The sequence below is a fragment of the Psychrobacter sp. FME13 genome, assembly GCF_014861395.1.
GTDB lineage: Bacteria > Pseudomonadota > Gammaproteobacteria > Pseudomonadales > Moraxellaceae > Psychrobacter.
This window is the reverse complement of sequence record NZ_RRYV01000158.1, coordinates 1-7,119: the sequence shown is the minus strand read 5'-3', so window position 1 is coordinate 7,119 and position 7,119 is coordinate 1. Positions and strand designations below refer to the sequence as shown.

Annotated in this window: 5 protein-coding genes and 1 pseudogene; 3 read left to right on the top strand and 3 right to left on the bottom strand. The window is 40.3% G+C overall.

Annotation, left to right across the window (positions count from 1 at the left end; genetic code table 11):
* Nucleotides 1-424: 424 nt before the first annotated feature.
* Nucleotides 425-1,924 carry a sodium/proline symporter PutP gene (putP, locus tag EI164_RS13535; RefSeq protein WP_192520461.1) on the bottom strand — a complete coding sequence of 500 codons (1,500 nt, stop codon included), beginning with the start codon at nucleotides 1,922-1,924 and terminating at the stop codon, nucleotides 425-427.
* A 769-nt stretch (nucleotides 1,925-2,693) separates the two neighbouring features.
* The gene (locus tag EI164_RS13530) at nucleotides 2,694-3,566 is read right to left on the bottom strand and encodes a LysR family transcriptional regulator (protein WP_192520460.1); all 873 of its coding nucleotides are present in this window, start codon (nucleotides 3,564-3,566) and stop codon (nucleotides 2,694-2,696) included.
* A 365-nt stretch (nucleotides 3,567-3,931) separates the two neighbouring features.
* Between EI164_RS13530 and leuC the strand changes: the two genes are divergently transcribed.
* From leuC to EI164_RS13515, 3 genes are all read left to right on the top strand, one after another.
* Nucleotides 3,932-5,350 (top strand): 3-isopropylmalate dehydratase large subunit, encoded by a 1,419-nt coding sequence (leuC, locus tag EI164_RS13525; protein ID WP_192520459.1) that lies wholly within the window; start codon nucleotides 3,932-3,934, stop codon nucleotides 5,348-5,350.
* 42 nt (nucleotides 5,351-5,392) lie between these two features.
* Nucleotides 5,393-6,043: a 3-isopropylmalate dehydratase small subunit gene (gene leuD, locus EI164_RS13520; RefSeq protein ID WP_192520458.1), complete on the top strand. Its 651-nt coding sequence runs from the start codon at nucleotides 5,393-5,395 to the stop codon at nucleotides 6,041-6,043.
* A gap of 140 nt (nucleotides 6,044-6,183) precedes the next feature.
* Nucleotides 6,184-6,921: a hypothetical protein gene (locus tag EI164_RS13515; protein ID WP_192520457.1), complete on the top strand. Its 738-nt coding sequence runs from the start codon at nucleotides 6,184-6,186 to the stop codon at nucleotides 6,919-6,921.
* A 47-nt stretch (nucleotides 6,922-6,968) separates the two neighbouring features.
* Here EI164_RS13515 and EI164_RS17135 read toward each other — a convergent pair.
* Nucleotides 6,969-7,119 (bottom strand): annotated as a pseudogene (locus tag EI164_RS17135) (IS30 family transposase); the annotation flags it as partial.

Genomic DNA, 7,119 nt, shown 5'->3' with positions numbered 1-7,119 from the left:
CCTTCTTTGGGTTAGTATAGCCTCTTAGCAGTTGTCCAATTTAATTATGCCACTATAGTTGATTCACTATAAAATAAATACAGCGATACGGGTTACATTTTGCGCCGCCTCTGTCTGAGCAGGCACAGCAAGCAAGAAAAACGTAACCCATATCGCGTAGTTGTACCTCTTTTATTTAGGACTGACTATACATATCGACCTATCCCTACAAATTAACATTAGAGCTGCTTCCTTAGAGCTATATAGGCAGTGTGTGGTAATACTCGTTAAGGCAAACAAAGGCATTACCGTTACTTTAAGTCTTATCTATAAGCGTTATAGAGATAAACAGCTTCTTTGTGAATGATTAACATGAGCTAGTCACCAAAAAAAACCTCGTCAATAATGACGAGGTTTTTTTGTTACGACAAGATAAATTATCAGCTTACTGATTTATGTTTAGTTCCATCTCTTTATATTTTGCAGAGACAGAAGGTCTTGGACCACCAGTCATAATACTAACGGCAAAGATAGCGATAGTGCTTAATATAAAGCCTGGAACGATAGCATATAACCAGCTGTTAAGTGCCGTACCATTGACTTCGAAAGGACCATAAATCCACAAAATGACAGTCAATGCGCCAATGACCATACCAGCAACAGCACCGTTACGGTTCATACCACGCCATGTTAGGCTGAAGATAACCAATGGCCCAAAGGCTGCACCAAATCCTGCCCATGCATTAGAAACCAAGTTCAATACAGAGCTTTCTGGATTAGACGCTAGCATAATAGCAACGATAGCAACGATGATAACTGATATACGGCCTACCAATACTTGACGAGCTTCTGGTGCTTCTCTATCAAAGAATAATTTATATACATCTTTGGTTAGTGAGCTTGATACTACTAATAATTGCGATGAGATAGTACTCATGATGGCTGCTAAAATAGCTGCTAATAGGAAGCCTGATACTAGTGGGTGGAATAAAAACTGCGTAAATACTAGAAAAATAGTTTCAGGATCATCTAGTGTCATAGCAGTCTTTTGTACATAGGCGCGACCAGCAAAACCAGTCATTAGTGAACCAACAAGACTGACAACCATCCAGCTCATACCAATATTACGTGCAGTAGGTACGTCTTTAACTGAGCGAATTGCCATAAAGCGTACGATAATATGTGGCTGACCGAAATAGCCTAAACCCCATGCCATTAGAGAGATAATACCAATAACACTCATACCACTAGTAACGTTCAGTAAGTTTGGATCGATATTTCTAACTGCCTCAGTAGTGGCTGAAATACCATCTAAGTCAGTAAACGCAACGACAGGAACAATCACCATCGCAAATAGCATGATGACACCTTGCACAAAATCGGTCATTGAAACAGCTAAGAAGCCACCGAATAAAGTGTATGCGACAACCACACCTGCGGTGACCCAAAGGCCTGTACTGTAAGATAGGTTCAGCGAACTTTCAAAGAGTTTACCACCACCGACTAAGCTAGCTGCGGTATAAACAGTAAAGAATAAAATGATGACGAGTGCAGAAATAACACGCAACATGTGCGACTTGTCTTCGAATCGGTTGGCGAAATAATCAGGCAAGGTAATAGCGTTGTCAGCGACTTCGGTATAAACACGAAGGCGTGGTGCTACGATAAGATAGTTCAATAATGCGCCAAGTGTTAAACCAAGGGCAATCCAGATACTGACCACACCATCGGCAAACATATAACCGGGTAGACCAAGTAATAACCAACCTGACATATCTGAGGCACCTGCCGACAGCGCTGTTACGGCTGGTCCTAAATTACGTCCTCCTAACATATAGCCTTCAGTGTCATTGGCTTGCTTAAAGTAAGCATAAACGCCAATCCCTATCATCACTAAAAAATAAGCGCCAAGTGATATTAGCACGCCACTAGAAACTCCGTTCATATAAATGTTCCTTAACCAACAGTGTTGGCTGTAATTATTTTAACTCTAAAAATTAAGTTTTCGTAAGAAGATGTCCTAAACAATATCTAAAGAAAAAAAGCCATTAAGTAGGACATAATGGCTTTTATTCAATATTTGCTGTTAGTTTTATATGATTGATGCTGTTCTGGGGCTAATACCAATTGAGCAATACTCTGAAAGCGATAAAAATTCGCACTTTTCTTTATCTGTGTTAATTTCTCGCAGTTGCTAGTTATATATCAATATAAACCGCCTGTATAACCAATCATTTAAAACCATCAAAGCTACTATTAAACATCATATATTACTAAAAATGTTCGATGTGATTACTATCAGTATCTTTACGGTAAGTTTTTGTTATAGAGACAATCTTAAAGCTATTATAGCGTATGAGTGCCAAAAATGCGAATAGCGCCCTTTTTGTGCTGAAAAATCATTGCACAATCGTTATAAATCAGGCGTGTTTAATATTCATTAATAAACACTTCTGATCATTAAAACGTTTTTATATAAGGCGTAAAATGACGGTGATGCGTGAGCTTTAACGAGATTAAAATGCGACTCTTATATAAATCTAGGAGACAGTTTTAACATCAGATCACAGAGGTATTTTTACCATTTTAATGTATTAAACATAGACGTTTAAAACAACAGGCCCTACTGCTTCTGATGTCAAACTGTCTAAAACTAGCCTCTACTAGCTTCTATCAGTGCCATGCTCGAAAGATCGAGCACAGTTTAGTAACTTTTACTCAATAGGTGCGAGCAAATCTAGTAGCGCTGTTACACTACTAGATTGTGTTAGTTTTGGATTGATAACCACGCCTAGGTGGCGTTGTAATTCAATATTGTCAGCCATGTCAATACGTTCTAAATCTTGACTAACCATAGTTTGTGGTAATACTGACCAACCAAGTCCAACAGAAACCAACATACGAATAGACTCAAGAGGGTTAGTGCTCATGGTGGCATAAGGTTTTAGATTGTGCTTAGCAAATTCAGCCAATGTAATTTGACTGGTAAAGGTATTGGCAGATGGCAAAATAGCAGGATAGCGTGCTAATTGTTCTAAGGTGACATTAGATTTCGTTGCTAGAGGTGATAACGTACCCGTCATAAAGTAGAGAGGGTCTGACCATAGGGTGTGATAAGTTAAACGCTTATCGTAAACAGGTGGTAACGTGACAAAGGCCAATGATAAATCACCGTCTAATACAGCTTTGTGTGCGGCTTCTGAATCGACAAAATGAACCTCTAACTGCACTGCAGGGTAGGCTTGTATAAAGTGTTTGAGTACAGGTGCTAGATGATGTAAACCTATGTGATGGCTAGTACCAATGACCAGTTTTCCAGACACGATATGTTGAGAATGTTGTAGGTTGATTTTAAAATTCTCATAATCTTCTAACCAACGCTTAGCGTGTGGTAGCATCTCATTAGCAGCTTGGGTCGGCACGATCCCGCGGCCTACTGTATCAAACAGGGTAATATCAAATTCATCTTCCAAATTTTTGATGCGTTTACTGACAGCAGGCTGAGTGATAAACAGCTTTTCTGCGGCGCCAGAAATACTGCCTGTATGCATAACGGTGACGAATGTCGTTAAGTTTGTGGTGTTCAAGAGGATGTCCTTAGCTACTTAGCGAGCTATAAATAAAAGTTGCCTGACCTAATCATAATGTATTAGAAATAAAAGTTTGCGTCTGGTTAAAAATCATCAATTATTATTATAGGATTAGCCTGCTATAATCACAAGACATCAAAACATATTTATTATATTAACTTGATAAATTGTAGTATAAAGCTTGTTTTAATAGGCGATTGCAACAATAAATATAAATAATCGGTATTTTGTGTTCAGTAGGTTCTAATAGACATAGACGACAAAATGTCACTAAACGGTTATAAATAGATATAAAACTTCTTGTTTACTATTGTGTAAGCCATCGAAAATTAAGTAGCTAGCAAACAATAAAGGATAGCAATATGGCCAGTCAGACGTTATATGACAAACTTTGGAACGCTCACGAAGTCACCAAACGTGATGATGGTTCGAGCCTGATTTATATCGATCGTCACTTACTGCATGAAGTGACCAGTCCGCAAGCATTTGAAGGCTTGCAACTGGCTAATAGAGCGCCATGGCGTTTATCTGCCAATATCGCTAGCCCTGATCATAATGTACCAACGGTGTCTAAAGAACGTCTAGAAGGCGTGTCTGGTATCAAAGACAAAGTCTCGCGTTTGCAAGTAGTTACCTTAGATGATAACTGTGACAAATTTGATATTGCTGAATTTACTATTAACGATGCGCGTCAAGGTATCTTGCATGTTGTCGGTCCTGAGCAAGGTTTAGTATTGCCAGGTATGACCGTTGTTTGCGGTGACTCGCATACGGCCACTCATGGCGCACTTGGTTGCTTGGCACATGGTATCGGTACGTCTGAAGTTGAGCATGTATTGGCAACTCAGTGTTTGATTCAAAAGAAATCAAAAAACATGCAGATTCGTGTCACGGGTGAGCTTGGTGCAGGCGTGACCTCAAAAGACGTGGTATTGGCTATCATTGCAAAAATTGGTACGGCTGGTGGCACAGGCTATGCGATTGAATTTGCAGGGCAGGTATTTGAACAAATGAGCATGGAAGGACGCATGACCGTCTGTAACATGGCGATTGAAGCGGGCGCACGCGTGGGTATGGTTGCTGTCGATGATATCACTATCGATTATGTTAAAGGTCGTCCGTATGCACCAACTGATGAACAATGGCAACAAGCCGAACAGTACTGGCGTACCTTGTATTCAGATGCTGATGCTGTATTTGATAGTGTGGTTGAGATTGACGGTAGCGAAATTGCCCCACAAGTATCTTGGGGTACGTCACCTGAAATGGTTGTTGATATTACACAATCAGTGCCAACTCCTGATCAAGCATCGGATGAAGCACAAGAAGAAGGTTGGTTACGTGCTTATACCTATATGGGCCTAGAGGCTGGTCAGAAAATCACGGATATCCAACTAGATCGTATCTTTATTGGTTCGTGCACCAACTCACGTATTGAAGATTTGCGTGATGCAGCCGCCGTAATCAAAGGCCGTAAAGTGGCTGATAATATTAAAGAAGCCATTGTAGTGGCGGGTTCCGGGCAAGTGAAATTACAAGCAGAAGCGGAAGGGCTTGATACCTTGTTTACTGAAGCTGGGTTTGAATGGCGCGAGCCGGGTTGCTCGATGTGTCTTGCCATGAATGCCGATAAACTTGAGCCACAAGAGCATTGTGCTTCTACGTCTAACCGTAACTTTGAAGGTCGTCAGGGTAATGGTGGTCGTACGCATTTGGTTAGTCCAGCGATGGCAGCGGCAGCCGCATTGGCAGGTCACTTTGTAGATGTGCGGACATTTTAAAACGACTATGCATCAACAAAAATATCATTTATAGGAAATTTTATGCAAGCATATAACACCCAAACTGGTATCGTTTGCCCATTAGATCGTGCAAACGTTGATACTGATCAAATTATCGCAAAACAGTTTTTAAAATCTATTAAGCGCACAGGTTTTGGCGTCAACTTATTCGATGACTGGCGTTATCTTGATGAAGGTTATCCGGGTCAAGACAATAGTACACGAGTGATTAACCCAGACTTTGTCTTGAATAAACCGCGTTATCAAGGTGCTACTATATTACTAGCACGTCGCAATTTCGGTTGTGGCTCTAGCCGTGAGCACGCACCTTGGGCATTGTCTGAATACGGTTTTCGTACAGTAATTGCACCTAGCTTCGCTGATATCTTTTATAACAATTGCTTCAAAAATGGCATGTTGCCAATTGTATTGGCTGAAGATATCGTTGATACATTGATGAAAGCTACTATAGCTAACGAAGGCTATGAATTGACTGCAGATCTTGAGCGTCAAGTTGTTATTACGCCAACGGGTGAAGAGTATGCATTTGAAGTGGATGATTTTCGTAAGCATTGCTTACTAAATGGTCTAGATGACATTGGTCTTACTTTGCAGCAAAGCGATGTTATCAAAAACTATGAGCAAGAAATGATGCAAAAAACGCCTTGGATATTCAACGAGGTACGCGCCTAAACGAAAGATCTATAGGTTATTGCTCATAAAATTAATGAACAGTAGTAATGGAACGTTGAGTTATGGTGGCGAACTGGCTAAAATGAAGTATGGTTTTTCAAAGTATTTTATTGTTTCTCTTATGAATAGTAGCCGTCATTATGAATAAAAAACGTTATGTTTTATGGACAAGTAGCATTGTTGCTGCAAGCTTATGGTTGTCAGGCTGTCAGCTCTTGACTGGCTATCAGAAAATAGATGAGGCAGAAAGCGCTACAGCGTGGGCAGGCAAAATCCAACCTATCACTGGCGAAGTAAATATAGCTTGTATAGGTACTTACCACTGTGAAATTGCACGTATCGATAAGGTGCCAGTGATTGCAGCTGATACCCATGAGCCTATTAATCCTGCTATGCTCGTTGCAATGACTACTGTGAATGGCAAGGAAGCAGGTTATATTGGTAGTAATCGTGTGCAAGCAACCATGAAAATGGACATGACGCCGATTACTAAGAACAATGAGATAAAAATTGTACCCTTATCTGCTTCAGGCATGGCTGGGCTCACCAATTACTATGCACGGCTCAAGCCTGCCAAACGAGAGGTGCAAGTTAATTTCTATCCAGAGAACAATCTGGGCTATGTTGAACGGTTTGCAATGATTCACGATTTTGTTGACGCTGATACTTATCAGCTGCGAGCTTATCAAAAGAAATCTAGTGAAAGTTCAGGTAGCTTGTTAGATACCGCGTCACCAGAGCCCTTATGTGTTGAATTGTATCAAGGAAATAAAGTACAGCGCCGTTTTTGTAAAGAGTTGGGTAGCGAACATCAAGGCGAGTTTGTAGAAACCGGTACGATTAAGGTGAAATCTAAAGGTACGAAGACTAAAGTATAAAAAACAACTTATAAAAAACAACTTAGATTAACACACCAAGTGCAACGCTAATTAATATTATAGAACGCCTGCATAGGCGTCTTAAACCCTAATCGTTTTCTTGGTCTGTTGTTTAATTTGTTCTCAATGTCCTGCATCTCATCATCAGAGACTTGTCTAAAGTCACAACCCTTAGGCAAGTACTCTCTGATAAGGCCG

What these genes read in the sequence shown, in the direction of transcription:
- putP (WP_192520461.1), bottom strand. Translation starts at nt 1,924, where the DNA reads ATGAACGGAGTTTCTAGTGGCGTGCTAATATCACTTGGCGCTTATTTT.
- leuC (WP_192520459.1), top strand. Translation starts at nt 3,932, where the DNA reads ATGGCCAGTCAGACGTTATATGACAAACTTTGGAACGCTCACGAAGTC.
- leuD (WP_192520458.1), top strand. Translation starts at nt 5,393, where the DNA reads ATGCAAGCATATAACACCCAAACTGGTATCGTTTGCCCATTAGATCGT.
- EI164_RS13515 (WP_192520457.1), top strand. Translation starts at nt 6,184, where the DNA reads ATGAATAAAAAACGTTATGTTTTATGGACAAGTAGCATTGTTGCTGCA.